Below are 25,954 nucleotides of genomic sequence, written 5' to 3'. Positions count from 1 at the left end.
TTTTAAAAGAAATATTTTCTTTTATCTAAAAAAATATTATTAAAAATAGAAAAAAAACACTATATAAATATTAAAAATTATAAAAAAAATCTATTTTATTAAGGCTGTTTTTAATAAAAAGACATATTTAGCTACTTTTTAATAATGATTTAATAATATTAAAAAAATAGTAAAAAAACAGTTTGACAAAATTTAAACAATGAAATAAAATTAAATCATAATCAAGATTGATAAAAAAATAACAAGTAAATTGTTTATTATTTTTTATATATTAGGAGGAATAAGTATGTTAGTAACAAACGCTCAGGAATTAACAGCTAGAATTGAAAAGTTAAGAGAAGCTCAAAGAATATTTGCTAATTATTCTCAAGAACAAGTAGATGAAATATTTAGACAAGCTGCTATGGCTGCAAACAATGCAAGAATCAAACTTGCTAAAATGGCAGTTGAAGAAAGTGGCATGGGAATAGTAGAAGATAAGGTTATAAAAAATCACTTTGCTGCTGAATATATATATAATCAATACAAAGATATGAAAACTTGTGGAGTAATTGAAAAAGATAGTACTTTTGGTATTACTAAAGTTGCAGAACCAATAGGAGTTATAGCGGCTATAGTTCCAACAACAAACCCAACATCAACAGCTATATTCAAGACTTTAATAGCTTTAAAAACTAGAAATGCTATAATTATAAGTCCACATCCAAGAGCTAAAAAAGCTACAATAGAAGCTGCTAGAATAGTTCTTGATGCTGCTGTTAAAGCTGGTGCTCCAGAAGGAATAATAGGATGGATAGATGAACCATCAGTTGAATTATCACAAAACGTAATGCAAGAATCAGATATAATACTAGCTACAGGTGGTCCTGCAATGGTTAAGGCTGCTTATTCATCAGGAAGACCAGCTTTAGGGGTTGGAGCAGGAAATACTCCAGCTATAATAGATGAAACAGCTCACATAAAAATGGCTGTAAACTCAATATTACTTTCTAAGACATTTGATAACGGGGTTATCTGTGCTTCAGAACAAAGTATAGTAGTTATAGATTCAGTTTATGATGAAGTTAAGAAAGAATTAGCTGATAGAGGAGCATACATCCTTAAAGGTGAAGAAGTAGACAAAGTAAGAAAAGTTATATTAAACGGAAGAGGCGGATTAAATGCAGATATCGTTGGACAATCAGCATTTAAAATAGCTCAAATGGCTGGAGTAGTAGTTCCAGAAACAGCTAAAGTTTTAGTTGGAGAAGTTGAATCAGTAGAACTTGAAGAACCATTCTCACACGAAAAATTATCACCAGTACTTGCAATGTACAAAGTTAAATCATTCGATGAAGCTTTAACTAAGGCTTGCAGACTTGTTGAATTAGGTGGATTTGGACATACTTCAATACTTTACACTGACCAAATCAAATCAAAAGACAGAGTAGCTAAATTTGGAGCTGCGATGAAAACTGCTAGAACATTAATAAATATGCCAGCAGCACAAGGAGCTATCGGAGATATATTCAACTTCAGATTATCACCATCCTTAACATTAGGATGTGGATCATGGGGTGGAAACTCAGTTTCAGAAAACGTAGGTCCTAAACACTTAATAAATGTTAAGAGCGTTGCTGAAAGGAGAGAAAATATGCTTTGGTTTAGAGTTCCAGAAAAAACTTACTTCAAATATGGTTGTTTACCAGTTGCATTACAAGAATTACACGATTTAGAAAAGAAGAAAGTATTCATAGTTACAGATAAAGTATTATTTGATTTAGGATACACTAGAAAAGTTACAGATGTATTAGATGAATACAAAATAGCTTACAAAATATTCTCAGATGTTGAACCAGATCCAACATTAAAAGCAGCTAAACAAGGTGCTAAAGAAATGTTAAGCTTCCAGCCAGACGTTATCCTTTCATTAGGTGGAGGATCTCCAATGGATGCTGCTAAGATTATGTGGGTTATGTATGAACACCCAGAAGTTAGATTTGAAGATTTAGCTATGAGATTCATGGATATAAGAAAAAGAGTTTACAAGTTCCCAACTATGGGTGAAAAAGCTATGATGGTAGCTGTACCAACATCTGCTGGTACTGGTTCAGAAGTTACTCCATTTGCTGTTATAACAGATGAAGAAACAGGAATCAAATACCCACTAGCTGATTACGAATTAACTCCAGATATGTCAATAGTAGATGCTGAACTTATGATGAGCATGCCAAGAGGCTTAACTGCTGCATCAGGTATAGATGCTTTAACTCACGCTTTAGAAGCTTACGTTTCAGTATTAGCATCAGAATACACTAACGGTATGGCATTAGAAGCTATAAGATTAATATTCAAATATTTACCATTAGCTTACAATGAAGGAACAACTAACATTAAAGCTAGAGAAAAAATGGCTCATGCTTCATCAATAGCTGGTATGGCGTTTGCAAACTCATTCTTAGGAGTTTGCCACTCAATGGCTCACAAATTAGGAGCATTCCACCACATACCACATGGTACTGCTAATGCATTACTAATAAATGAAGTAATCAAGTTCAATGCTACAGATGCTCCAGTTAAACAAGCTGCATTCCCACAATACAAATATCCAAATGCTGCTTGGAGATACGCTAGAGTTGCTGACTACCTAGGTTTAGGTGGAAGAACTGAAGAAGAAAAAGTAGAATTATTAGTTAAAGCTATAGATGAATTAAAGGCTAAAGTTAACATGCCTAAAACTATAGCAGAAGCTGGCGTAACTGCTGAAAACTTCTATGCTTCATTGGATGAAATGGTTGAACAAGCATTTGACGACCAATGTACAGGTGCTAACCCAAGATACCCATTAATGAGCGAAATAAAACAAATGTATGTAAATACTTTTGAAGGTGTAAAAGCTCAAGCTAAAGAAGTTAAAAAAGACAACAAGAAAAAATAATAAGTTTTAATGGATAAGAAGGTAGTTTGAAATAAACTGCCTTCTTTTTTTACATGAATCATAACTCATAATTAACAACCTTCTTTTGATAAAATGTAAAAAATGGTATGTTAGATATGTTAAAATAAACGCAAAGATAATTGTAGTTAGGTATGAGCCAAGATTGAAAGAACATATTATGCTAACATGAATGAGGAGATAAATATGAGTTTGAATTATAGTTATGTAATGATGATAGATATAAAAAATAAGCAGAAATTTATAGATTTTATTAATAGTCATGGGGAATTTAATGAACAGGATATAGTTATAAATTGTAAAATAGATTCTTCTGTTTTTAATTATTTAGAAGAATGGTATGAAGATTCTTATATAACATATTTAAATTTAGAAAGTTACGGAACTAGGATAATATATTTTAAAGGAGAAGAGGTAAATATAGAATTTAAGGGAGACGGACATTTAAAATTAAAAAGTGGGAAGTTGGTTGAAGTGATGAATGAATTTGCAGATTCATTGAAGTATTATTGGTGGTATCATGATGAGGATTAGTAAGTGGAAATATTATATATGGAGGAAGAAATGGAGAGAGTATATAAACCTTTAGATATATTAACTGATGATGAAATTAAAAAAATATTAGAAAATGGAATTGTAGAAGAGTTATTAACACTTTCATTATCAGTAGGACAATATAATAAAAAATGGAAATATGCACAAGATGTTTGTGTGAAGTTAGCTGAGCATGAGGACTCAGCTGTACGAGCTAATGCAGTATTAGGTTTAGCATATATAGCAAGAACTAAAGGAAAGCTAGAGAAACATATTGTAAAACCTATTATTCTTAGAGAATTATCAGAAAATGTAGAGTTTAGATGGAGAATTATTGATGCAATAGAAGATATAAATGTTTTTATGAAGTGGAATCTTGGAAAGAATGCGCTTAAGCATTTAGAGTAATGTAGTAAGATTAAAATTCATTTATAAATAATAAAAATAAAGTAATTAAATATTATTTAGTATAAATGGTGAGGATAAAAGTATAGTACTTATCAAAATGGAATTAAAAAGTTATTTTAAAAGTGGATTCTTAAAGAGTTCACTTTTTATTTTGGTATATATTTTAATAATATATACTTTTTAAATCTATATACATTGACAGGCGAAGTATATAAATGATAGTATATACTTAAATAGTAAAAAATACTAATTAGGAGATGAGGTAATGTCTATAACTTCCGACATAATAAGGGGGCATACAGAAACTATAATTCTAGCCAATTTAGCTAAGAATGATAGTTATGGTTATGAAATTAATAAAGTCATACAACAAAAAACTGATAATAAGTATGAATTGAAGGAGGCTACTTTGTATTCAGCATTTAGGAGACTTGAGCAAGCTGAACTTATAACATCATATTGGGGGGATCAGACAACTGGGGCTAGAAGGAGATATTATTCTATAACAAAACTCGGACTTTTAGCGTTAGAAAGAAATAAGAATGATTGGAATGAATCTAAACTGTTAATAGACAAATTAATTAATGGAGGGGATTAAAAATGTATGAGAAGTTAAATAGAGAGGTAGATGAACTTTTCAAAAACGCACCGAAAACTTCTAGAGCAAATGAACTTAAGGAAGAAGTGTTAGCAAATCTTATAGATAGATATAATGATTTAATAGCTGGTGGTAAGAATGAAGAGGAAGCTATTAAAAAAGCAATTGCTGGAGTAGGGGATATAGATGAACTTATAAGAGGGCTTAATAAGAGTGATGTTTTTAATTATGAACAACTTCAAAAGGATAAACAGAAATCAGCATTGATTTTATCAATTTCAGTAGGTCTTTATATAATGAGTGTTGTGGTTTTAATATTATGTACTTCATTATTTGATGTATCTGGAGAAATTTCAGTGTGTTTAATGCTTACAATAGATGCTGTAGCAACAGGGCTTATAATATATAATGCTAATTCTAGACCTAAATATATAAAGGCAGATAATACTATGGTAGAAGATTTTAAAGAATGGAAGTCTGCAAATACAGAAAGAAATAATATTTTAAGATCTGTAAAATCATTAGTTTGGACTTTAACGTTAATAGCGTATTTTATTTTTAGTTTTGCATTTCACGGTTGGGCTTATTCGTGGATTATATTTTTTATAGGTTTTGCAGTAGAAAGAGTGGTTACTTTAATTTTTCAAATTAAGGAGTAAAGCATATGAATAAGAATTTGAAGATAATAAATATTACGATATGGGTTATTGTTATAATATTTCTTATAGGTATTTTGATTTATGGAGTTTCAAATGGCGTAGGACGAGGTGGAAACTTTTTTAGTATTAATTTAAGAAATGGAGCTACATCTGTTCAAAAGGAAGAAATTATACAGCTTGATAAATGTGACAATATTAATTTAGATTTTTCAAGTGATGATATAATAATATCATTAACAGATGATGATAATGTTAAAGTGGTTCAAAAGTCTGGCAATAAGTTAAGTGAAGATGAGAAATTTACTTTTTCAAAGGATGAAAATACTATTAATATAAAGAGTGGAAATTTTAAAAAGGTATTTAATATTTTCTTTTTTGGAAGTTTTGATAATAAAATAGAACTTTCTATACCTAAAAAATATAATAAGAGTTTAGATATAAAAACTAACTCAGGTAATATAGAAGTTATGGATAATCTTAATTTAGATAAATTTATATCTTATCAAAGTTCAGGTGATTTTAAGTGTAGAAAAACTATAACAGCTAATGATGTTAACTTAAAAACTAGTTCAGGTAGTATTAGGCCAGAGGATTTGGTAACAAAATCATATAATCTTAGAACTTCTTCTGGAGACATTGTAGTAGGTACACTTTCTGGTTCTGGAGAATTAGAAGCATCATCTGGAAGTATAAAAATAGACTATAAGGAAATGGGTGACAGATTAAAAGCCCATACAAGTTCAGGCGATATAAAAGTAAATATACCTAAGGGTATAAGTTTTAATTTCTATGCGGAATGTAGCTCTGGTGATATAAGTACAGATTTTGATGTGAGTTATAGTAGTAAAAAGAAAAATCGAGCTACAGCTAAGCTTGGCAATGGACCTTATAAAGAGATAAATCTGAGCGCTAATTCAGGCGATATAAAGGTTTATCAAAAGTAAAATAATAGGTTAAATAAAAAAATGTAAAAGAAATTGGGTTAGTTATACTAGATTTTCTTTTGCTTAAACAAGGGTTAATGTTTATATATAGTTATTCAAAAGTTGATAATTCTATTAATGATGGAAAAGTTACTTTTGAACAGATTCTTCTCGTAATATTATTTTTTCCTTTTACAATTTTTATTGCACCCATTGTTGAAGAATATATATTTAGGGGACTTATAATTTCAAGAGCAAAAACTCAAAAAGGAGTAAAAATATCAGTGATTATTTCTACAGCAGTTTTTTTATATTACACTTTCAGGAAGGGATAAATTCAATAGCTGCATTAGCATTAGGCATTATAAATGCTGTATTTCTTTTGAAATATAACAATATAATAATATGTATAATTACGCATATTATAGGTAATATTTATACAATAATAACCCCTCTGAATATAATTAAAAGTAGTAATATTTATAGGTTTATTGGTTATATTTTATGTGTATATAGTTTAATAAAAATAATTTTATACGTTAAGAAAAACTGGGTAAATATAACTACAGATAATCCATTGATAATAAAAGATATTCTGCAGACAAAAAGTATAATTAATAATTAGAATATAGAAAGAAAAATAGGATTCAATATCTTTGAATCCTATTTTTAGTTTATCAAGTAGGTGTATTTATTATATATGTTTTTAAAAAATATATATAGTAAATAGAGGTATGGATTAAATAAAAGTGGTTTACTACGAATAAGAATGCTTTAAAATGATAGAGAAAACATAATTTTTAGTTTATATCAATTTTAGTAAGTATATGTTTAACTTGGTTTCATATTGTTAAAAATTAGCTTTACATAGATAAGGGATGAAAATATCTTTATAAAGAGTATAATTAAAATAAGCCATTTAAAATATAAATCAAGGAGTAGGTTATGGAAAAGATATATTATGAAAATCAATATATAAAAGATTTTGTTTGTGAAATAGAAGAGGTTAAAGAGGCAGATGGTAAATTCCATGTTGTTTTGGATAAAACTGCATTTTTTCCAGGAGGGGGTGGACAGCACGAAGACGTTGGCCATATTGATGGACTACAAGTATTAGAGGTTTATGAAGAAGATGGTGTCATTTATCATGTAATGGATAAAAAGCCTAATAGAATACATAAAGTTAAAGCTTCTATAGATTGGGAGAATAGATTCGATGGTATGCAACAACATTTAGCTCAACATGTACTTTCAGGATGTTTCTTTTCTATGTTTAATGCGAATACAGTAGGATTTCATATGGGGAAGGAAATAAGTACTGTAGATATAGAAGGTATATTAACAGAAGAGACTATTAGAAAGGCAGAAAAGGCTGCTAATGATGTGATAAGAAGAAATTTAAATGTACAATTTTTAACACCAACCAAGAGTGAACTTAAAAAAATAAGATTAAGAAGAGCTCTTCCAAAAACGAATGAACAAATAAGAGTAGTCGTTATAGAGGATTTAGATATAAATGCTTGTTGCGGTGTTCATCCAAATTCTACATTAGAACTTCAAGCTATAAAGATAAGGAGATGGGAAAAGCATAAAGGAGCTACCAGAATAGAGTATGTAGCAGGTGGTAGAGCCATAGAAGACTATTTTGATAAGGATAGCTTTACAAGAGAGGTATGTAGATATTTGAATTGTAGTAGTGAAGATGCTATAAAGGCTATACAAAATTTATCAAATACAAATAAAGGTTTATATATGGAAAATAAAAAGATAAAAGCTATAGTTGGTGATTATGAAATAAAAACTATGGTAGAAGAAGCTGAGATGGCTGGAGAAGCATTAATTATTAAAAATGTGTATGAAAATGAAGATACAAAGTATATAAGTAAGATTGCAAATAAGATTGTTGATGAAAATAAAGCAGTAGTATTATTTGCTAGTATAAATGAGGATAAAGTGAATCTTGTATTTATGTGTTCTAAGAATTTAAAAGGAATAAGTATGAATGATTTGTTGAAAGATGCTATAACGTTAATTGATGGAAGGGGTGGCGGAAGCAATTTTGCAGCGCAAGGAGCGGGGAAAAATAGTAGTAATTTAAATTCACTTATGGACTATGCGATTATGAAGATTAAGAATTTATTAGGATAATTATTTATATATAATTGGGGGAGTGTATATGGAGAGTTTTGAATTTATTAATGGAGGGATAGAACTTTTAGATAATGTAAAACCTTTGTGGAACAAGTTAAATAATTATCATTTAGAAAAAACAATTAGTTTTAAAAAGAAATTTACAAATATGACCTTTGAAGTTAGAATGAATAAAGTTATTAATGATAATAATTTAAAGGTAAATATAGATTTAATTAAGGATAAAATTATAGATTCATATATAGGATATTGTATGAGTACTGTAAATAATGATTTAATTGGAGAATTATCATCCATATATATCGAGAAGGATTATAGAAAACTAGGGCTTGGACATGAACTTATTACAAAGTCATTAGCTTGGCAAAATGAGAATAATGCTAAAACTAAGATTATAGGTGTTGCAGTAGGAAATGAAAATGCTCTTGGTTTTTATGAAAAATATGGTTTTTACAAAAGGACTATAATATTAGAGAGAATTAATAAGGAATTAGAGTAATAACATTATGGAGGAATATATGAGTTACTTATTTTTAGAATATGCAAAATGTTCAACATGTAGAAAGGCTAAAAAGTTTTTACAAGAGAAGGGGGTAGACTTTATAGATAGGCCAATAGTAGAAGAAAAACCAACAAGAAAAGAGCTTGAGACTTGGTATAAAAAAAGCGGTTTACCTATAAATAAATTTTTTAATACAAGTGGAAGATTATATAAAGAAATGAACCTTAAAGATAAAGTTAAAGAAGCATCAGAAGATGAATTGTTAGAATTATTAGCTACAGATGGTATGCTAGTTAAAAGGCCTATTATAGTTAAGGATGATATTGTTTTAGTAGGTTTTAAAGAGGAACAATGGGAACAAAGTGTTAAATAAAGAATATAAAAATAATAATAACCCTTGGCGCATAACTAGATTCAAAGTTATAACCAAGGGTTATAGAATTATTACAAAAAATTAAATAAAGTATACAAAAATGGTGTTTAATTAGCTAATTTAAAAAAAACTACGTTTTACAAATGGAAGATAAATAAGTATAATTATCACGACAATATATTGTGGGATGGATGATGATAATCAATATATAGATACTAGATGTTGTGGAGAGGGGAAAATAAATGGATAGAATACAAGAGCTTTGTAAGTATGCTATTTTAGATATAAAGGATGATGAAGGACTTTATACTGCTGAAAAATTAGAAGATACACTTGAACATATAATAAGAGAAAATATGACTGAGAGAGAAATTATTAATTCTCTAGTACAAGTTTCTTTGGAGCTTACATCACAGGAAGAACCGAAATGGCAATATGCTGCAGCAAAACTTTATACTTATAATCTTTATGATAAAGTTAGGGAAAATAGAGGATTAAATAAAGGAGAAGATCCTTATAGCAATCTTTATAATTTTGTAGTAGAGCTTACTGAAAAAGGATTATATGGGAAGTATATTTTGGAAAACTATTCAGAAGAAGAAATTAATGAACTAGAAAAAGTTATTGATAAGGATAGAGACTTTTTATTTACTTATAGTGGGATTAATCTTTTAGCAAAGAGATATTTAATTCAAGATTTTAATAGAAAACCTCTTGAACTTCCACAACAAATGTTTATGGGAATAGCACTTCATCTTGCAATACCAGAAAAGAAAGAAAATAGAATTTCTTGGGTTAAAAGGTTTTATGATGTGTTAAGTTCAATAAAGGCGACTATGGCTACACCAACCATGTCAAATGCTAGAAAGCCTTTTTACCAATTAAGTTCATGTTTTATAGATACGGTAGATGATAGCTTAAATGGCATATATAAATCTTTAGATAACTTTGCTAAAGTTTCGAAGTTTGGTGGAGGAATGGGAATATATGTTGGTAAGATAAGAGCTTTAGGTTCATCTATAAGAGGTTTTAAAGGAGCCTCAGGTGGAGTTATTCCATGGGTTAAGTTGTTTAATGATACAGCTATAGCAGTTGATCAGTTAGGTGTTAGAAATGGTTCTGTGGCCATATGGTTAGATGCATGGCATAAAGATATACCGGAGTTTTTACAACTTAGAACAAATAATGGGGATGACAGAAAAAAGGCACATGATGTATTTCCAGGTCTTTGTTACCCAGATTTATTTTGGAGATTAGCAGAATCAGATATAGATGCTAATTGGTATATGATGTGCCCTCATGAGATAAGAACATATAAAGGTTATTCACTAGAAGACTTTTATGGTGAAGAGTGGGAAAAAAGATATTATGAGTGTGTAGAGGATGATAGAATAGAAAAAAGAGTAATGAGTGTTAAAGATATAGTTAGACTTATTATAAAAAGTGCAGCAGAGACTGGAACACCATTTGCTTTTTATAGAGATACAGTAAATAAGACAAATCCTAATAAACACAAGGGTATGATATATTCTTCAAATCTTTGTACAGAAATAATGCAAAATATGAGTCCTATGGAAATAGAAACTACAGAAATTCAAGATAATAATGGAGATAAGATTATAGTTGAAAAAACAAAGTCAGGAGATTTTGTTGTTTGTAATTTAAGTTCAGTTGTACTTGGAAATGTAGATGTTAATAATGATAAAGAATTAGAGTATATAGTTGAAACACAAATAAGAGCTATGGATAATGTAATAGATTTAAATTATTATTCAGTGCCATTTGCAGAGGTTACTAATAAGAAATATAGAGCTGTTGGCCTTGGAACTTCAGGTTATCATCATATGCTTGCAAATAATAAAATTGGTTGGACAACAGATGAACATTTAGAGTTTGCAGATAAAGTTTATGAAAAAATAAATTTTTATGCAATAAAGGCCAGCTTAAATATAGCTAAAGAAAAGGGAAGTTATCCACATTTTGAAGGCTCAGATTGGCAAACTGGGGATTATTTTAAGATAAGAGGTTATGAATCCACAGCTTGGCAAGAGCTTAAAAAAGAAGTTGCCGAATATGGTATGAGAAATGGGTATCTTTTTGCGGTAGCACCTAATGGTTCTACAGCAACTATAGCTGGAACTTCTGAAGGTGTAGATCCGGTTATGTCAAGATTCTGGCTTGAAGAAAAGAAAGGAAGTATAATTCCTAAGACTGCGCCTAATCTATCTATGGATAATTTCTGGTACTATATATCTGCTTATAATATAGATCAGGCATGGTGTGTAAAGGTAAATGGAGTTAGGCAGAGACATATAGACCAAGGTCAATCTTTCAACCTTTATATAACTACTGAATATACAATGAGACAAATAATGAATTTATATATAGAAGCATGCAAAGCAGGGGTCAAGAGTATTTACTATGTACGTTCAAAGTCACTAACAGTTGGGGATTGTGAGAGTTGCTCAGCATAAAATATGAGAAGGAGTATATATATGGATATAAATAAAAAACCTTTATTTAATGAATTTGGTGATACTGAAACTGCTAAAAAAAGAATGATAAATGGTAATACAACAAATCTTAATGATTTTAACAACATGAAATATGGCTGGGTCTCAGACTGGTACAGACAAGCAATGAATAATTTTTGGATACCAGAAGAAATAAATCTAGCGCAAGATTTAAAAGATTATCAAAAGCTAAGTGTTGAAGAAAGAACAGCTTACGATAAGATATTATCATTTTTAATATTTTTAGATTCAATACAAACTGCAAATTTAGGTAATATAAATAATTATATAACAGCTTCTGAAGTTAACTTATGTCTTACTATTCAGGCTTTTCAAGAAGCTGTGCATTCACAAAGTTATAGTTATATGTTAGATACTATATGTTCACCAGAGAAAAGAAACGAAATACTTTTTCAATGGAAGGATGATTCTAGGTTACTAGAAAGAAACAAATTTATAGGGGATCTTTACAATAACTTTGTAGAAGAGCCTAATACAAGAAATTTTCTAAAGACGGTAATGGCTAATTATATTCTAGAAGGAATATATTTTTATTCAGGATTTATGTTCTTTTATAATCTTGAGAGAAATGGAAAGATGCCAGGTTCAGCTCAAGAAATAAGATATATAAATAGAGATGAAAATACACATCTTTGGTTATTTAGAAATATACTAAGAGAACTTAAAAAAGAAGAACCAGAAATATTTACACCAGAAATAATAGAAGAATTAAGAGATATGATGAAAACAGGTGTTGAACACGAAATAGCTTGGGGACATTATGTAATAGGGGATAATATTCAAGGTATAAACAAAAAGATGATAGAAGATTACATAAAGTATCTAGGAAACTTAAGATTAGAAACAATAGGTTTAGAAAGATTATATGAAGGACATGACAAGAATCCAGCAACATGGGTAGATTTTTATGCAGATGCAAATTCGGTCAAAACTGATTTTTTCGAAGCAAAGTCAACCGCTTATGCTAAAGCTGGAGCCTTAATAGATGACCTATAAAATAGAAGGAGTGTATCAGATTGAATTAAGATTCAATACTGATATACTCCTTGTTTTATATAATATAGATACCATTTCTATTTTTATCAGTCACTAATAATAAGATTAGCTAGTTGTGGAGTTTTTTGCAGGAATTTGATGTTTTTTATTTATGATGATATTATTATATTAAATGTAAAATAAACAAAAGAAAGGAAAAACATATGAAAAAGAAGAAAATATTATTAATTACAGTACCTTTAATTTGTATTATTGGCATAATTATTGGAGTGGTACATTATAAAGGAAAGCAGGTAGATTCAAAAAAAGAATCTAATAATAGTACTGAGCTTGCAGACAATGAAAAGTCTGATGGAGGTACTAGTAATGAGGAAGTGAAAGATAATAGTAGTGCTTCAGAGAAATCAGACGTAGATCAAAGTGATAACAAAGAAGCTAGTGCTACAACTGCAAAAAAAACGGATACAACAAAGAATAGTAAATCTGTAGCTAAAAATGAAAAGTGGATATATGAGAAGAAAGGCTATTATCTATATAAAACTAATTCAGATAAATCTAATAAAACTAAAGTAAAGACGGAACCTATTTGGGATTATAACATAGATGGGAATACACTTTATTACATATCTGCTAGTGAAGGAAGTAATGGAATAGAATTAAAGTCTCTCTATAAAGTAAACTTAGGAACAGGAGAAAGTAAAAAATTATCGGATGCAGACACTGCTAGGCTTTGTGTTGTAGGAGATGATATATATTTTGATAAAAATTGTGAAGTATTTACAATAAAAACTAATGGGACGGGCTTAACAAAGATATCTAAAGAAAAAGGGTCCATTCTTCAAAAAGCTGATAAAGAATTTGTTGTATATACGTACAATGATAAAGGTAAAACAATGCAAGCAACAGTGCCTACGAAGTATAATAAACATCAAATTGGAGCTGTAGAAGAAGTGAAATAGAGTAAGATTTTATTACAAGTGATTTTATGTAATTTTTAAAGTATGAGGTGTATCGTGATTAATTTTAAATTTAATTTTGATACACTTTTATTTTTAATTTTTATCTTATGTATTTTTTACAATATAAGTTGAGAATTGAGTTTAAATGGAATTTGTTATAGAATTTTAGTATATAAATTTAATTTATTTAAATGAATGTATTTTAGTTTAATGTAGATAAAATTATGAAATAGACATGAAATATTATAAAGAAAGTATATGGTTTTTATATTGAAAAGTAGTTGTAAATATATAGAGTTATAAATATTATGATATTATTAAAATTAAAATTAGTATGCTAATACAAGGGGAAGGAGATAGAATGAATAAATTACCGAATAAAATATATAAAAAAATAACTGATTTATGTATGTTAGGAGATAGGCTAGCTGAGAAGAAAAAATATTCAGAGGCAATAAATGTATATTTTGAAGCATTGGATTTGCTTCCAAAACCTGAAACTAATTGGGATGCTGCAACATGGATTTTAACGGCTATAGGAGATACTGATTTCCTTATGGGAAATTATGAGGCTGGAAGGGATAATTTAATAGCTGTAATGCATTGTCCAAATGCAATAGGTAACCCTTTTATACATTTGAGATTAGGACAATGTCAATATGAGCTTGAAGAGTATGATAGAGCGGCTGATGAACTTGCCCGTGCATTTATTATAGAGGGAGAAGAATTATTCGCTCAGGAGGATGAAAAATATTTAAATTTTATTAAATCAAAGTTAGAGGAGCCAGAAGGTGGTTGGTAAAAAGGAAAGCAAGAACTTATAGGCTAATAGGGAAGAGTTTAAGAAACATATTTTTTATTATGTAATACTATAGGTTGTGATATATTAATTTTAGAAATACTTAATAGTTTATGGTGGAGAGGTAATTAATTTTCTGTAATTTGAAGCTTGTTATGAAACAAGAAAATTAATCACCTCGCCTACTATATTCAGTTTATTTATTTATATCAATATTGTATTTTTTACATTTTAGAGATATTGTTCTATGGGTTAAGCCAAGCGCCTTACCAGCTCTATTAAAACTTTTATACTTTTTCATAGCTAGTGTTATAATTTGTTTTTCATATTCTTCAAAAGGCAGAATGTTCTCTTCATCAAGGTCAAAGCTTCTGTTATTATTTGCCTTTAATTTTTGCATATAAGAAGGTAAATCCTTAATGGTTATATAAGCTTCATCACAAAGGTTCATAGAACGTTCTATTATATTTTCAAGTTCTCTTATGTTTCCAGGCCAAGAGTATTCTTGAAGAGGTAAAAGCGCTTCTCGTTCTATACCTAAGATTCCTTTATTAAGTTTTAGATTTAATTTATTTATAAAGTGTTCTACAAGAAGAGATATATCTTCTTTTCTATCTCTAAGAGGAGGTAAACTTATAGATAGAACATTTAGTCTATAGTAAAGATCTTCTCTAAATTCATCTTTTTTCATCATTTCTTCAAGATTTCTGTTAGTAGCAGCTATTACCCTAACATCTATTTTTTGAGGGGAAAGACCACCAAGACTTTCTATTTCTCTCTCTTGAAGTACTCTTAAAAGTTTAACTTGCATAGATAAAGGCATATCACCTATTTCATCCAAAAATATAGTTCCTCCATCAGCTATAGTGAATTTACCAGGTTTACTTTTAGTGGCACCGGTAAATGCACCTTTTTCATAGCCAAACAACTCACTTTCTAAAAGATTTTCTGGTATAGCAGCACAATTTACCCTAACAAAAGGTTTATTTTTTCTAGAGCTGTTATTGTGAATGGCTTTTGCTATAAGTTCTTTACCAGTTCCACTTTCGCCCCTAATAAGAACGGTAGATGTACTTTGGGAAGCCTTTTCACAAATATACAGAATATCTTTCAAAGTTGAACTAGAGCCTATAATATCTTTAAAGGATGAGTTATGAGAAAGTTGTTTTAAAAATTCTTCTTTGTAGTAATTAAGTTCTTCTTCTGATTTTCTAAGCTTACCTAAAAGCTGCTTAATTTCATTTACTGGTTTAGTAGTTGAAATAACACCTTTAAATTCACCATCTATAAATATAGGATCCACATTTGAAATTACATCTAAACCTTCTTTTTTATGAAATACATTAGTTAGAGACTTTTTGTCTTTAAAAACTTTAGCTCTATAACCATTAGGAGAAGAGTCTAAAATATTTTTACCTATCAAATTTTCACTGTGGTTTGGAAAATGTTTTTTATAAGCTGGATTTATATAATTTATATTACCATGTTCATCTAAAAAGCAAATCATATCATGAGAATTTTCTAAAATTTTGCTAAACTTTTCGTTTAGTTCTTTCATACCAACTAAATCAGAAACATCATGAAAGGCAGCAACAGCTCCTATTGGTTTAGAATTCATAAAAATGGGGCTTCTATTAACCATAGTGATTTTATTATTTATATACTGAAGTTGACCAAATTGTCTCATATTATTTTTTATAATATTCGGTAGTTCTGTATTTGGTATAATATCAGTTATACTTTTGCCTATAACATCTTCATAATTTTTCTCAACTATATTTAAAGCATATTCGTTTATACTAGTTATATTGTTGTATAAATCTATTACAAGTATGCCAATAGGAAGACCGTCTAATATTTGTTCATTAGCTATTTTACTTTCTTCTATAAAAGCATCAATTTGTTCCATATTAGATGAATTGTGATTAATATGAAGTTCTATATAATCAATAAGCTCTTTTACAGCTTTTAGATCATTTTCATTATCATTTTTACTAGCTATTATTATATCATCATTTTGAATAACTTTAAGAGATAAAAGAGCGAGCATACTTATAGCTAGCCAATCTGTATAGGGTGCTTTTTTTACATAAAGATTAACTCCGTATTTAGATTTGATTTGAGATGCTTTGTTTACAATCATTGCTGCAAATCTTGTATGGAGTCCACTTGGGTTTTTTATATATATTTGTTTTGTATAAATAACAATCACCACCTATAATATTTGATAAAAAATATCAACAATAATATATTGATATTTTTTATCAAATATATTATAACATAGATAAAACTTAAATTTAATGGGGAAAAGAAGTTTCTGAATTGATATTTTTTATCAATTTGTTGATAGGTATAGACCATCTTTATTAGACTTTGTATTATTTTGTCGAAGATAACATAGAAAAAACTCGTAAAAAAATTTTTTCAAAAACAACTGTAACAAGGAATATAACTTAATTTTATGGTATAATAATTAGTGTTACATAATTAAGTAATTTATAGCTTGGCATGAAAATTGCTGTATATATTATTGCTAATTAATTATGATTTTGAAAGAAATAAAATAGTATATGAATTATTCTTATTTTGAGGAGGACTACATAATGAAAAAAGGGATTGCTGCATCAAAAGGATATGCAATTGGAAAAGTATTTATTCAAGAACATGAAGAGATAGTAATAACTGAGGAAAAAGTTACAGATATAGTCGCTGAAAAAGCAAAATTACAAAAAGCATTAGAAGCTTCAAAAGTACAATTAGAAGCTATAAAAGCTAAAGCAGAAGAATCAATGGGAGCTGAAAAAGCAGCAGTTTTTGAAGCACACATAACTTTACTTGATGATCCAGAATTCACTGGGGCTATGGAACTTGAGATAGAAAATAATCAAAGCAATGGATTAAAAGCTATTGCAGATGTTACAAATACATTTGTTATGATATTTGAGTCTATGGATGATGCTTATATGAGAGAAAGAGCAGCAGACATAAAAGACGTTTCTAAGAGAATAACTGCTAACTTTGCAGGAAAAGGCGGAGTAGATTTTGCTATAACTGAAGCTAATACTATAGTTGTAGCTCATGATTTAACTCCATCAGATACGGCTCAATTAGATAGAAGCAAAGTTGTTGCTTTCTTAACAAATATAGGTGGAAGAACTTCTCACTCAGCTATAATGGCTAGAACTTTAGAAATACCAGCTATAGTTGGGTTAAAAGATATAACTACAACAGTTAAAAATGGAGATATAGTTATAGTTGATGGTATAGAAGGTATCGCTATAATAAATCCAGATGAAGCTACTTTAGATGCTTATGAAGCTAAAAGAGAAGAGTTTTTAGCTGAACAAGAAGAATTAAAGAAACTTATATCAGTAAAAACTACTACTAAGTCAGGTAAGAGAGTAGAAGTTTGTGGAAATATAGGTAAGCCAGAAGATGTTCACCAAGTATTAGCTAACGGTGGAGATGGAGTAGGTTTATTCAGAACTGAATTCTTATATATGGATAGAGATAGTGCTCCAACTGAAGATGAACAATATGATTCATACAAATATGTTTTAGAAAAAATGCAAGGTAAGCAAGTAGTTATAAGAACTCTTGATATCGGAGGAGATAAAACACTTCCATACTTACCATTACCAGAAGAAATGAACCCATTCTTAGGCTACAGAGCTATAAGATTATGTTTAGATAGAAAAGAAATATTCAAAGTTCAATTAAGAGCTTTATTAAGAGCTTCTATATACGGAAAATTAGCAGTAATGTTCCCAATGATTTCAGGTTTAGAGGAATTTGTAGCTGCAAAAGAAGTTGTAGATGAATGTAAAGCTGAATTAAAAGCAGAAGGAAAAGCTTACTCAGAAGATATCCAATGGGGTATCATGGTTGAAATACCAGCTGCTGCAGTTTACGCTGATGAATTAGCTAAACACGTTGATTTCTTCTCAATAGGAACTAACGATTTAATTCAATATACATTAGCAGCAGACAGAATGAGTGAAAAAGTATCATATCTTTACAACCCAATGCACCCAGCTGTATTAAGACTTATAAAGATGACTATAGAAGGTGCTCACAAACACGGTAAATGGGTTGGAATGTGTGGAGAAATGGCTGGAGACGAAGCAGCTATACCAACACTTGTAGAATACGGCTTAGATGAGTTCTCAATGAGTGCTTCATCAATACTAGGAGCTAAGAAAATAATAATTGACCAACAATAATATAAATATAAATAAATATAAAGATAACACTTTATAACCCTAAATTTTGCGTGGATTGTATCCACGCCTTTTTTTTATATTTTTTTATAACTTTTTTTGATATTATTACGTATATAAAGTAAAAGGGGGCCGGATTTATGGTTTATGATGAAGATAAGAAGCTAGTACAAGAAGTACTAGCTGGTAATATAGATAGTTTCAACATTTTAATAAATAAATATGAGATGATTGTTCTAAGATTTATTTATGGAATTATTAAAGATAAAGAAGCTTCTGAAGATATATCACAAGAAACTTTTATAACTGTTTATAATAAGCTATATCAGTATAATAATGAATACAAATTTTCTAATTGGATTTTACAAATAGCAAAGAATAAAGCTTTAGATTATATAAGGAAGTTTAGAAGAGTTTATGAAGCCAATATAGAAGAATGTGTAGATTTAAAGTCTAATGAAAAATCACCTGAAGAAAGTTATGAATATAAAGAGACTAAGGGATATATAAGGAAGTTTATAGATTCTTTAGACACTATAGATAAACAAATATTTATTTTAAGATATTCTAACGAAAAAACATTTTTTGAAATAAGTGAAATATTAGATATGAAGGAGTCAACTGTAAAAAGGCATTATTATAATGCAAGAGAAGAATTTTTGAAAATTTATAAAAAAAATATAGGGGGGGAAGGTTATGGATTGTAAGGTATTTAGAAAGAATATAGATAAACTTTTAGATAATGCTATTAGTAGAGACATGGAAATAAAGATGAAAGAACACATAGAATCTTGCAGTTCATGTAAGAGAATTTATGAAGAAAATTTGGAGATACAAAAACTATTTAAAGAAAGCTTAGCTTTTGATGATATTACATTTAAAAGTTCTAGAGAGACTATAATAAAAAGTATAGATAAAGATAGGTATGGCAAGTCTAAAAAGAAGAGGGTGAAATTTAAGTTTATGAAAAATAAAAGTAGAATAGCGTTGGTAGCTACTGCTATGTTTGTTTTAGCAATTTTTCCAGTAGGATATAAGATTTATGGTAACAGTTTTAGTGCAAAAAATGAAGTGAAAAAAGAAATTGTTAAAGACACAAAACTTACTGAAAAATCGGCAAAAAATTCCATTAAACAAGATGATTTACTATTAAAAGAGAATGATATGATGAAAAGCTATAAATCACTATCTCAAGATTTTAAATTTGATGAAGTAGTTAAGTTTAAGGCTACTGAGCTTAAAGATGAACCTAAACTAAAGTTTGCAACTCCGTGGAAGGAAATAAAAAATACAAAATATGAGTATAGTATAGAAGGAAAAGGTGAAAATGCTTTAGAAGAAGGCGTAGGAAAGCTTTTTATTAAAGGTAATAGTACTTTTAAAAGCTTTGAAGTAATAAATAATAAAGCACAAAAAACACCTATTAAAGTAATAGGTGGTACAGGAAATTATATATTAGTTATAGTAGGTAATGGATATGGTACTGTAGCTCATGGAGGTGACTTATATTTAATAGATGTAGATAAAGAAATAACTACTTTGTTATATACTAAAAATAGTAATAAGCATCAAATAATAGATGGTGAGCTTAAAGAGAATAGCTTAAATTTAAAAGTAATAAAATTTGAAGATGATAGTTTAAATAATTACACAACTAATAATGAAGAGATCAACTTTGAAAATATAGCTAACAGTTATACAGATGAAAATAAACAAAAAGAAGATGGACTACTTGGCAAACTAGGTCAAAATTCGGTATACGATGAAAATATATTTAAAAATTATTTTATGGGAGATTATAACACTTATCATAAAAACAAATTGGTGGATTTTAAAAATATAGAAGCAATAACTCCAGATAAAATAATAAAATTAGATAAAGAAGTGTATAATAAAATATTTGATAAATTTATAAACTTTGATTATAAAATATATCTAATGGAAGCTAATTATAAATTTAAAAACGAAGATAAAGCAAGGCAAGGTAGCCACTTTCAAATAGTAGTAGTAGGAAGAACTAACAGTGTAGAAGAGTGGAAAATTGTAGATATAATAGAAGCACCATAAAATAAAGGCTTTAACTAGAAGGGGGGATTCTAGTTAAGCCTTTATTTAAATTTATAAGCCTAATAAAGTTTTTTATAGGCTATCGATTATGAAAAATGTCATATTTACTAAGTTATAGCTACTAAGTATATAAATTTTAAGGATTTGCTTTTTTAAAGCTATCTTTCATTTTAGCAGTGACTGCATCTGCTTGAGATTGAGTTATGACTCCATCTGTAACTAGCTTATTTAAAGCAGAATTAGAGAAGTTTCTTTGAGGATTTGGATTTTGATTGTTATTGTCATTTGTAGAGCTTGGCTTATTTCCATTATTTGTAGAATCATTGTTGTGATTTTGTTTATTTTGCTTGTTTTGATTATTAGAATCTTTGTTAGGTCTTGTTGAAAGAGCAGTTGCTACTTTATCAGATTGCTCTTGAGTTAATGTTTTATCATCAACCAAAGGCTTAATAGTATCTTGTACTCGTTTTTTCATGTCTTCAGTATTAAATTTTCTATTTCTTCCACTATTTGAATTAGCTTCTGTAGATGGTTTGTTTTCTTCTTTTGGCGCATTACTATTATTACAACCAATAAAAATAAATGTACTTGCAGATAGTGCTAATAATAAAATAAGTTTTTTCTTTCCATTTGATAATTTTAACATTTTAATATCACCTCATAAATTTATGCTAACCAATTTATATATTTATTATAAAAATATAATGTGTTTAAAATTTGGTCAAATTTTAAATTTTTTGTATACAAAAGTTGTAATGAATATATGTTATATATGGTATAATTAACATAATAAATTTACCAATTAATAACTTAGGAGAAAAAAGATATGAGTAAATCTAAAGGTATATATAAAAAAGCTATTAAAAATTTTCAGATAGGGAAAATAAATAAAAGTCTAGAACAGGTAGAGCTAGCGATATCAGAAAATATGAAGAATTCTTCAGCATTAAATCTAAAAGGTTTAATTTTATATCTTAAAGGCGATTTAAAAGGTGCAGAGTTAGCATGGAAGATAAATAAGGATTTTAATGACGATAATTTATCTAAATCATATTTAAAAGATTTGAATGATGATAGAAATAGGAAAAATATATATGAAAATTCTTTAAAGCTTATAAAGCAAATGAAGATTACAGAAGCTATAGAAGAATTAAGTATTTGTAGACAAAGTGATTTTAATGCTATTAATGTGTATAATGCTTTGAGTTTTTGTTATATAAAGAAAGGTGATTATAAAGCTGCAGAAAGTTGTATATCAAAGGTATTATCTATAGAACTTGATAACAAAACAGCAAAGGATAATAAAAAGATACTTGAAGAATATGGAGTAATAGCAAAAAGAGAAATAAATAAAAAAGTTTTTTTAATACCTATAGCATTAATCATAATATTAGGTATTGGTTATGGTGGATATAAATATTTCCCTAAAAAAATTAGTAAAGACAAGGTTGAAACAGCAAAAGTAGTAAAAACACCAGTGGAAAAACAAAAAGAGCCGCAAATAAAATTAAGCGGAGATACAGAGAAAACAAAAACTAAATTTAATAGTATAGAATTACAGAAGGCTATAGATGAAAATAGATTTGAAGATATATATAATATATTAAATAATACGGATGAAAAAGGTCTAGGTGTAAATGATAAATCTGTATATGAGGCAGGCAAGCAAATTATAAGTTCTAAAGGAGTAGAATATTTTTATAATAAAGGTAGAGAAGATTTTAAAAATAGTGATTTTGGGAAAGCTAATAAAGACTTCTTAAAGAGCTATAAGTATGTAGAAAATGGTTATCTGAGGCCACATATAATATATCTAACTGGATTAAGCTATGAGAAAAATAATGATTATGAAAATGCCCTTAAGTATTATGAGAAATATGTGAATGAGAATGAAACAGGTGATTACGTGGAGGAGGTTTTATATAAGTTATCTACAATATACTACAAAATTGATAAACAGAAAGCAAAAACTTATGCAAGCAAATTAGTTAATAGTTATCCTAATTCAATTTATAACAATACTACTTTAAAGCAGATTTTACAATAAAACAATAGAATGGTAGTTATGGAAATTTTTAAAGAGTAAGGGATTCATTTGACTAAGAAAATAAAATATAATATAATTTATAAAAAAAGATTACCCTATGGGGGTATATTAGGAGGAAAAATAATGGCTAAAAATATTGATGAACAAGAATTTGAAAATGAAGTAATAAAACAAAATGGAGTAGTAGTTGTAGATTTTTGGGCAACTTGGTGTGGTCCTTGTAAAATGATAGCTCCTATAATAGAAGAATTATCAAGTGAGATGGAAGAGGTTAAGTTTGTAAAGGTGGATGTAGATAAGAGTCCTCAAATATCAAATGAATTTAAAATAGCAAGTATACCAACTTTAAAGCTATTTAAAAATGGAGAAGTAGTAGATACAATAGTAGGATTTAGACCAAAGAGTGAGCTTGAAGATATTATTAAGAAGCATATGTAAAGAAATGAGGGAGTAATAGTGGAAAGGTATGATATTGCAATAGTAGGTAGTGGTCCTGCTGGTCTTTCAGCCGCTATAAATTCAAAAATCAGAAACAAGACTATAATAGTATTTGGTAATGATGATTTTAGTAATAAACTTATAAAAGCTCCAAAGATTAATAATTACTTAGGTTTTCATGGTATTACTGGAGAAGAACTTAAAGATAATTTTAAAAATCATATAGATGCTATGGGAATAAAGATTACAGAGGAAAGAATAAATAATATTTATGCTATGGGTGATTATTTTGCCCTTATGGTAAATCAAAAAGTATATGAAGCAAAAGCGGTAATCTTAGCAACAGGAATAGAATACACAAAACCTTTAAAGGGTGAGGAAGAATTCTTAGGTAAGGGTGTTGGATATTGTGCAACTTGCGATGCGCCTTTATATAAAGATAAAACAGTTACAATAATAGCGTATAATAAAGAAGCAGAGGAAGAAGCTAATTATGTTAGTGAATTGGCTAGTAGGCTTTATTATGTACCTATGTACGAAGGTAATTATGATTTAAGAGATAATATTGAAGTATTGAAAGAAAAGCCAGTAGAAGTTTTGGGAGATGATAAAGTAAAGGCAATAGCTTTCAAGGATCGCTTCATAGAAACTGATGGGGCATTTGTTTTAAAAGATAGTATATCACCAGGACAATTAGTACCAGGATTAAAAATTGAAGAAGGGCATATAGCTGTAGATAGATTAATGAAAACTAATTTAAAAGGTCTTTTTGCAGCAGGAGATTGTGTTGGTAGACCATATCAGTATATTAAGTCAGCAGGAGAAGGTGTTGTAGCAGCTTTAAGTGCAGTGTCTTATATAGATAGCTTAAAATAAAAAGAAAAATTGCATAAATTTAAAAATGGATAGCTCAAAGTTTTGAGCTATCCATTTTTTATATTTGGAAAAATACATGTTGGCCTATACTTTTTTTATTCTTCTTTTCTATTTGACCCATCCAAGAACATGTAGAACTTTTAGGATTGTAAAAGAATAAAGCGTTGTTTGAAGGATCTGCGCCTTTGATAGCATCTTTTACTGCTTTGTAACTATCTGTATCAGGTTCTACATTTATAACACCATTTTTAACACAGGAAAAAGCATTTTTTTGCATTATAACTCCTGAAATGGTATTTGGAAATTTAGGATTTACTACTCTATTAAGAATAACAGATGCAACAGCAACCTTACCTTCATAAGGTTCACCTTTACTCTCAGCATAAACAACTTGTGCCATAAGATGAACATCATCTTCTGTTAAGTAGATGCTTTTATTCGAGTGATTAAAAACTTCCACTACACCATCTTTTTCACCATATAAGTCTATATATTCTGAAGATACACCTCTACTCATTATATTTTTAGTAGGCTTTGAACTACTATTATTGTCAATATTTATACTTATTTTATTTTTTTCATAGGATGGTATTGTTTTTACATTTGAATCTAAAGAATAAGAAACTTTAGAATAAAATAAAACAATATTTAGAATGAAGAATGTTGAAAAAATTAATTTTCTCATGAAAATCCTCCTTATAATTAACGACTCCTAGCATAGTGTAACCATAAGAGGATTTTTAATACATTTTATTTAGAATTTTTATATGCTTCATAGCTTTCATTAAATTTATTTAGTGCTGTTTTTAAGTCTTTATATTTAGAAAAAGCATTATCTAAATGAGCATTAGTATTAGGGTCTACCTTGTCATTAGAGTTTAAACCTAGTGATAGTTCAGAAAGATATATATCGTATATAGAGATCATATCACCAAAACTATTAAAACAGTCTAGAGCATCATTTGGTACTGTTAATGAATAGTAGTTACTTTTTATTGAGTTTAAAGTTATAGTTTTATCATTGACAGAGCTAAGAATATCTTTAAAGCTTCTGTTTTCATTTTTTGCTTTATCAATAGCAGGTGAAAAATCAGAATTTAATTTAGAGAATTCCATAATACATTTATCGATACTTAGAAGAAATGTGTTTTTTTGACTGTTGTTTATATCATGATCACGATTCACCTTTAGTATAGTATTCAAATAAGTGAATATTTTAGAGAAAAAAGGTTTTGAATCATTTTCGAGATAAACCTGAATACCTGATTTTTCACAAAGTTTGTAATAAACAAGACAATCATTTTTTATACTATTAAAATTTTCAAAAGCTGAGGATAAATCGTTACTAGTTGGATTGGATAGCATACTTACTGTTTGATCATATAATCTTATATTATTATCCAATGCTAAATTTAAATTTTGGTATAAATTTGAATATTTTTTCGAAGGTTTAATAGCTTTAAGATTATTTTTTGCATTAATTAAAGTTTCTTTATTCTTTTTTAGTAAGTTAACAGATTTTATATTATCTATAATGCTATCTTTAACTGATTCGTTTAAAGATAGATTAGAAGAAGAAATTGTTTTAGCAATATCATTCATAGCTCGCAAATCTTTAGATTGATTAAAAAATATAAAATAGCAGGATAATAAAGCTGCAATAATTATTAGGCTAGTGAAAGAAATTTTAATTAAAATGTTATTTTTAAACTTATTTTTAACTTTTTCCATAAGTATCACCTCACATAATATATACTTTTATAAATATATGATGGAAATTTAATTTGCATTACTAATAATATGTAAAATTAAATATAAAAAATTAAGTTTAAATATTATAAATATAGGATATTTTAAATATTATAAATTAAAATAAATTATTAAAAGTATTAAAATTATAAAAACAGTGTATATTAACAAGTTGTTTTTTAGTGT

The 25,954-nt window shown here is 28.3% G+C and carries 24 protein-coding genes; 20 read left to right on the top strand and 4 right to left on the bottom strand.

Annotated features, from left to right (window positions below; all coding sequences use genetic code 11):
* The first annotated feature begins 286 nt into the window (after window positions 1–286).
* From adhE to BUB01_RS12450, 14 genes are all read left to right on the top strand, one after another.
* On the top strand, window positions 287–2,917 hold the full coding sequence (gene adhE / locus BUB01_RS12515) for a bifunctional acetaldehyde-CoA/alcohol dehydrogenase (protein ID WP_072988119.1): 2,631 nt from the start codon (window positions 287–289) through the stop codon (window positions 2,915–2,917).
* 204 nt (window positions 2,918–3,121) lie between these two features.
* Window positions 3,122–3,469: a hypothetical protein gene (locus tag BUB01_RS12510; protein ID WP_072988116.1), complete on the top strand. Its 348-nt coding sequence runs from the start codon at window positions 3,122–3,124 to the stop codon at window positions 3,467–3,469.
* 30 nt (window positions 3,470–3,499) lie between these two features.
* The gene (locus BUB01_RS12505) at window positions 3,500–3,877 is read left to right on the top strand and encodes a hypothetical protein (RefSeq protein ID WP_072988297.1); all 378 of its coding nucleotides are present in this window, start codon (window positions 3,500–3,502) and stop codon (window positions 3,875–3,877) included.
* A 265-nt stretch (window positions 3,878–4,142) separates the two neighbouring features.
* Window positions 4,143–4,475: a PadR family transcriptional regulator gene (locus tag BUB01_RS12500; RefSeq protein ID WP_072988113.1), complete on the top strand. Its 333-nt coding sequence runs from the start codon at window positions 4,143–4,145 to the stop codon at window positions 4,473–4,475.
* 2 nt (window positions 4,476–4,477) lie between these two features.
* The gene (locus BUB01_RS12495; RefSeq protein WP_072988110.1) at window positions 4,478–5,134 is read left to right on the top strand and encodes a permease prefix domain 1-containing protein; all 657 of its coding nucleotides are present in this window, start codon (window positions 4,478–4,480) and stop codon (window positions 5,132–5,134) included.
* Window positions 5,135–5,139: 5 nt separating this feature from the next.
* A complete protein-coding gene (locus BUB01_RS12490; protein ID WP_072988108.1) occupies window positions 5,140–6,078 on the top strand; it encodes a DUF4097 family beta strand repeat-containing protein in 939 nt (312 codons plus the stop codon).
* 77 nt (window positions 6,079–6,155) lie between these two features.
* Window positions 6,156–6,392, top strand: a complete 237-nt coding sequence (locus tag BUB01_RS24060) for a CPBP family intramembrane glutamic endopeptidase (protein ID WP_072988105.1) — start codon at window positions 6,156–6,158, stop codon at window positions 6,390–6,392.
* A 610-nt stretch (window positions 6,393–7,002) separates the two neighbouring features.
* Window positions 7,003–8,205 (top strand): alanyl-tRNA editing protein, encoded by a 1,203-nt coding sequence (locus BUB01_RS12480; RefSeq protein ID WP_072988103.1) that lies wholly within the window; start codon window positions 7,003–7,005, stop codon window positions 8,203–8,205.
* A 28-nt stretch (window positions 8,206–8,233) separates the two neighbouring features.
* The gene (locus BUB01_RS12475; RefSeq protein WP_084108729.1) at window positions 8,234–8,707 is read left to right on the top strand and encodes a GNAT family N-acetyltransferase; all 474 of its coding nucleotides are present in this window, start codon (window positions 8,234–8,236) and stop codon (window positions 8,705–8,707) included.
* A gap of 19 nt (window positions 8,708–8,726) precedes the next feature.
* Window positions 8,727–9,083: an arsenate reductase family protein gene (locus tag BUB01_RS12470; RefSeq protein WP_072988096.1), complete on the top strand. Its 357-nt coding sequence runs from the start codon at window positions 8,727–8,729 to the stop codon at window positions 9,081–9,083.
* A gap of 242 nt (window positions 9,084–9,325) precedes the next feature.
* On the top strand, window positions 9,326–11,557 hold the full coding sequence (locus BUB01_RS12465) for a ribonucleoside-diphosphate reductase subunit alpha (protein WP_072988093.1): 2,232 nt from the start codon (window positions 9,326–9,328) through the stop codon (window positions 11,555–11,557).
* Between the two features lie 21 nt (window positions 11,558–11,578).
* Entirely contained in the window at window positions 11,579–12,613 is a 1,035-nt protein-coding gene (locus BUB01_RS12460) for a ribonucleotide-diphosphate reductase subunit beta (protein WP_072988090.1), read from the top strand.
* 203 nt (window positions 12,614–12,816) lie between these two features.
* The gene (locus tag BUB01_RS12455) at window positions 12,817–13,572 is read left to right on the top strand and encodes a DUF5050 domain-containing protein (RefSeq protein ID WP_072988087.1); all 756 of its coding nucleotides are present in this window, start codon (window positions 12,817–12,819) and stop codon (window positions 13,570–13,572) included.
* 361 nt (window positions 13,573–13,933) lie between these two features.
* A complete protein-coding gene (locus BUB01_RS12450; protein WP_072988083.1) occupies window positions 13,934–14,374 on the top strand; it encodes a tetratricopeptide repeat protein in 441 nt (146 codons plus the stop codon).
* A 193-nt stretch (window positions 14,375–14,567) separates the two neighbouring features.
* Here the strand turns inward: BUB01_RS12450 and BUB01_RS12445 are convergent, their stop codons facing one another.
* Window positions 14,568–16,574, bottom strand: coding sequence for a sigma 54-interacting transcriptional regulator (locus tag BUB01_RS12445; RefSeq protein WP_072988294.1), 2,007 nt, complete (start codon window positions 16,572–16,574; stop codon window positions 14,568–14,570).
* 400 nt (window positions 16,575–16,974) lie between these two features.
* Here BUB01_RS12445 and ptsP point away from each other — a divergent pair, with 400 nt between their 5' ends.
* The 3 genes from ptsP to BUB01_RS12430 all read left to right on the top strand — a co-directional run bounded on the left by ptsP (window position 16,975) and on the right by BUB01_RS12430 (window position 20,658).
* Window positions 16,975–18,594, top strand: a complete 1,620-nt coding sequence (gene ptsP / locus BUB01_RS12440; RefSeq protein WP_072988080.1) for a phosphoenolpyruvate--protein phosphotransferase — start codon at window positions 16,975–16,977, stop codon at window positions 18,592–18,594.
* 137 nt (window positions 18,595–18,731) lie between these two features.
* Entirely contained in the window at window positions 18,732–19,298 is a 567-nt protein-coding gene (locus BUB01_RS12435) for an RNA polymerase sigma factor (protein ID WP_072988077.1), read from the top strand.
* Window positions 19,288–20,658: a DUF4652 domain-containing protein gene (locus tag BUB01_RS12430; protein WP_072988074.1), complete on the top strand. Its 1,371-nt coding sequence runs from the start codon at window positions 19,288–19,290 to the stop codon at window positions 20,656–20,658. The genes BUB01_RS12435 and BUB01_RS12430 overlap by 11 nt, the downstream gene beginning before the upstream one ends.
* A gap of 136 nt (window positions 20,659–20,794) precedes the next feature.
* On the opposite strand, the gene BUB01_RS12425 is transcribed toward BUB01_RS12430, so the two are convergent.
* Entirely contained in the window at window positions 20,795–21,304 is a 510-nt protein-coding gene (locus BUB01_RS12425; protein ID WP_072988071.1) for a hypothetical protein, read from the bottom strand.
* Between the two features lie 180 nt (window positions 21,305–21,484).
* Between BUB01_RS12425 and BUB01_RS12420 the strand changes: the two genes are divergently transcribed.
* The 3 genes from BUB01_RS12420 (at window position 21,485) to BUB01_RS12410 (ending at window position 24,019) form a co-directional block, all read left to right on the top strand.
* Window positions 21,485–22,705 carry a tetratricopeptide repeat protein gene (locus tag BUB01_RS12420; protein ID WP_072988068.1) on the top strand — a complete coding sequence of 407 codons (1,221 nt, stop codon included), beginning with the start codon at window positions 21,485–21,487 and terminating at the stop codon, window positions 22,703–22,705.
* 123 nt (window positions 22,706–22,828) lie between these two features.
* Entirely contained in the window at window positions 22,829–23,143 is a 315-nt protein-coding gene (gene trxA / locus BUB01_RS12415) for a thioredoxin (protein ID WP_072988065.1), read from the top strand.
* 15 nt (window positions 23,144–23,158) lie between these two features.
* Entirely contained in the window at window positions 23,159–24,019 is an 861-nt protein-coding gene (locus BUB01_RS12410) for an NAD(P)/FAD-dependent oxidoreductase (RefSeq protein ID WP_072988063.1), read from the top strand.
* Window positions 24,020–24,077: 58 nt separating this feature from the next.
* Here the strand turns inward: BUB01_RS12410 and BUB01_RS12405 are convergent, their stop codons facing one another.
* Complete coding sequence (locus tag BUB01_RS12405; RefSeq protein WP_072988060.1) at window positions 24,078–24,704, bottom strand: cell wall hydrolase; 627 nt, start codon at window positions 24,702–24,704, stop codon at window positions 24,078–24,080.
* Between the two features lie 65 nt (window positions 24,705–24,769).
* Entirely contained in the window at window positions 24,770–25,750 is a 981-nt protein-coding gene (locus tag BUB01_RS12400) for a hypothetical protein (RefSeq protein WP_072988058.1), read from the bottom strand.
* Window positions 25,751–25,954: the final 204 nt, after the last annotated feature.

The sequence above is a fragment of the Clostridium cavendishii DSM 21758 genome, assembly GCF_900141845.1.
Classification (GTDB): Bacteria; Bacillota; Clostridia; order Clostridiales; family Clostridiaceae; genus Clostridium_AG; species Clostridium_AG cavendishii.
This window is presented reverse-complemented; position numbering and strand designations above follow the sequence as displayed.

What these genes read in the sequence shown, in the direction of transcription:
- BUB01_RS12405 (WP_072988060.1), bottom strand. Translation starts at nt 24,704, where the DNA reads ATGAGAAAATTAATTTTTTCAACATTCTTCATTCTAAATATTGTTTTA.
- BUB01_RS12420 (WP_072988068.1), top strand. Translation starts at nt 21,485, where the DNA reads ATGAGTAAATCTAAAGGTATATATAAAAAAGCTATTAAAAATTTTCAG.
- BUB01_RS12455 (WP_072988087.1), top strand. Translation starts at nt 12,817, where the DNA reads ATGAAAAAGAAGAAAATATTATTAATTACAGTACCTTTAATTTGTATT.
- BUB01_RS12500 (WP_072988113.1), top strand. Translation starts at nt 4,143, where the DNA reads ATGTCTATAACTTCCGACATAATAAGGGGGCATACAGAAACTATAATT.
- BUB01_RS12495 (WP_072988110.1), top strand. Translation starts at nt 4,478, where the DNA reads ATGTATGAGAAGTTAAATAGAGAGGTAGATGAACTTTTCAAAAACGCA.
- BUB01_RS12490 (WP_072988108.1), top strand. Translation starts at nt 5,140, where the DNA reads ATGAATAAGAATTTGAAGATAATAAATATTACGATATGGGTTATTGTT.
- BUB01_RS12480 (WP_072988103.1), top strand. Translation starts at nt 7,003, where the DNA reads ATGGAAAAGATATATTATGAAAATCAATATATAAAAGATTTTGTTTGT.
- BUB01_RS24060 (WP_072988105.1), top strand. Translation starts at nt 6,156, where the DNA reads ATGTTTATATATAGTTATTCAAAAGTTGATAATTCTATTAATGATGGA.
- BUB01_RS12450 (WP_072988083.1), top strand. Translation starts at nt 13,934, where the DNA reads ATGAATAAATTACCGAATAAAATATATAAAAAAATAACTGATTTATGT.
- BUB01_RS12400 (WP_072988058.1), bottom strand. Translation starts at nt 25,750, where the DNA reads ATGGAAAAAGTTAAAAATAAGTTTAAAAATAACATTTTAATTAAAATT.
- BUB01_RS12470 (WP_072988096.1), top strand. Translation starts at nt 8,727, where the DNA reads ATGAGTTACTTATTTTTAGAATATGCAAAATGTTCAACATGTAGAAAG.
- BUB01_RS12475 (WP_084108729.1), top strand. Translation starts at nt 8,234, where the DNA reads ATGGAGAGTTTTGAATTTATTAATGGAGGGATAGAACTTTTAGATAAT.
- BUB01_RS12460 (WP_072988090.1), top strand. Translation starts at nt 11,579, where the DNA reads ATGGATATAAATAAAAAACCTTTATTTAATGAATTTGGTGATACTGAA.
- BUB01_RS12465 (WP_072988093.1), top strand. Translation starts at nt 9,326, where the DNA reads ATGGATAGAATACAAGAGCTTTGTAAGTATGCTATTTTAGATATAAAG.
- adhE (WP_072988119.1), top strand. Translation starts at nt 287, where the DNA reads ATGTTAGTAACAAACGCTCAGGAATTAACAGCTAGAATTGAAAAGTTA.
- BUB01_RS12425 (WP_072988071.1), bottom strand. Translation starts at nt 21,304, where the DNA reads ATGTTAAAATTATCAAATGGAAAGAAAAAACTTATTTTATTATTAGCA.
- BUB01_RS12505 (WP_072988297.1), top strand. Translation starts at nt 3,500, where the DNA reads ATGGAGAGAGTATATAAACCTTTAGATATATTAACTGATGATGAAATT.
- BUB01_RS12430 (WP_072988074.1), top strand. Translation starts at nt 19,288, where the DNA reads ATGGATTGTAAGGTATTTAGAAAGAATATAGATAAACTTTTAGATAAT.
- trxA (WP_072988065.1), top strand. Translation starts at nt 22,829, where the DNA reads ATGGCTAAAAATATTGATGAACAAGAATTTGAAAATGAAGTAATAAAA.
- ptsP (WP_072988080.1), top strand. Translation starts at nt 16,975, where the DNA reads ATGAAAAAAGGGATTGCTGCATCAAAAGGATATGCAATTGGAAAAGTA.
- BUB01_RS12435 (WP_072988077.1), top strand. Translation starts at nt 18,732, where the DNA reads ATGGTTTATGATGAAGATAAGAAGCTAGTACAAGAAGTACTAGCTGGT.
- BUB01_RS12510 (WP_072988116.1), top strand. Translation starts at nt 3,122, where the DNA reads ATGAGTTTGAATTATAGTTATGTAATGATGATAGATATAAAAAATAAG.